We start from the raw sequence: 1,841 nt of genomic DNA on the forward strand, positions 1-1,841 counted from the left end.
AGTAAACGTATTGGTAAATGATAAATTAAACGGAGCGATTGTTGACCCAATCAAAGTGAACACGACTTTTGTAAGCGCAACAAATGCAGGTGTTACCTTAGACGGTACCTCAGTAAAAGTAGCCGCGGGTACTCCAGCAGGAAACTACGAGTTGGTTTACAAAATCTGTGAAAAAACCAACCCAACGAACTGTGACGAAGCGAAAGTAACTGTAACCGTTACCAAACCAGCCATCGACGCTATTGACGATGCAGGAACAGTCGTAAACGGATTTGACGGCGGAATTGCTTTGGCAAATGTATTAGCAAATGATAAATTAAACGGAGCAATTGTTGACCCAACGAAAGTAAACACGACTTTTGTAAGCGCAACCAACTCAGGAATCACCTTAGATGGTACAGCAGTAAAAGTAGCTGCAGGTACTCCAGCAGGAAGTTACGAACTCATCTATAAAATCTGTGAAATAACCAACCCAACGAACTGTGACGAAGCGAAAGTAACCGTAACCGTTACTAAACCAATCATTGATGCTATTGACGATGTAGCGAGTAGTCCAGTAAATGGTATCGGTGGTGGTATTGCAGTGCCTAATGTATTAGCAAACGATAAATTGAACGGAGCGATTGTTGACCCATCGAAAGTGAACACGACTTTTGTAAGCGCTACTAATCCAGGTATTACCTTAGACGGTACAGCTGTAAAAGTAGCAGCGGGAACACCAGCAGGTAATTATGAACTGATCTATAAAATTTGTGAAAAAACCAACCCAGCGAACTGTGATGAAGCAAAAGTAACCTTAAGCGTTTCAGCAGCGACTATTGAAGCAATTGACGATGCAGGAACAGCGGTAAACGGATTTATAGGAGGCACAGCTTTAGTAAACGTATTGGTAAACGATAAATTAAACGGAGCGATTGTTGACCCAACCAAAGTGAACACGACTTTTGTAAGTGCTACTAATCCAGGTATTACCTTAGATGGAACAGATGTAAAAGTAGCAGCAGGAACACCAGCAGGAGACTACTCATTAGTTTACAAGATTTGTGAAAAATTGAATACAAACAATTGTGATGATGCTGTAGTCACCGTAACCGTTACCAAACCAGTGATAGATGCTATTGACGATGCAGGAACAGCGGTAAACGGATTTACAGGTGGAACTGCTTTTGCAAACGTATTAACAAATGATAAATTAAACGGAGCAATTGTTGACCCAACGAAAGTAAACACGACTTTTGTAAGCGCAACCAATACAGGAATCACCTTAGACGGAACAACTGTAAAAGTAGCTGCGGGAACACCAGCAGGTAGTTACGAACTGATCTATAAAATCTGTGAAATAACCAACCCAACAAACTGTGACGAAGCGAAAGTTATCGTAAATGTATATGAACCGTCAATTTCTATTACTAAAGATGGGGAGTATAATGATCTTAATGGTGATAAAATTGTAAATGTAGGTGACCAGATTTTATACAAATTTGTTGTTAAGAATACGGGTGGTGCAATATTGACTAACGTTACCGTTACGGATAATAATGCTACAGTATTAGGAGGGCCAATTGCTAGTTTAGCTGTTGGTGCGGTTGACAGTACAACTTTTACAGCCGTTCATACCGTTACTCAAAATGATATTGATAAAGGAATTGTGTACAATTTAGCTACTGCAACAGGAACACCTCCACAAGGGCCACCAGTTACGGCAACTTCGACAGACCCAACACCTTGTACAACTTGTCCAAAAGAACCAACTTGTTTGGATTGTACGATGACCGAATTGAAACAAATGCCAAGTATTTCAATCACAAAAGATGGTAAATATGAGGATAAGAATAACGATG

The 1,841-nt window shown here is 40.2% G+C and carries 1 pseudogene; it reads left to right on the forward strand.

From position 1 onward, the window contains the following. Positions 1–1,841: pseudogene (locus K5R64_RS13845) on the forward strand (hypothetical protein); the annotation flags it as partial.

The organism is Flavobacterium sp. UMI-01, assembly GCF_019656315.1.
Lineage (GTDB): Bacteria > Bacteroidota > Bacteroidia > Flavobacteriales > Flavobacteriaceae > Flavobacterium.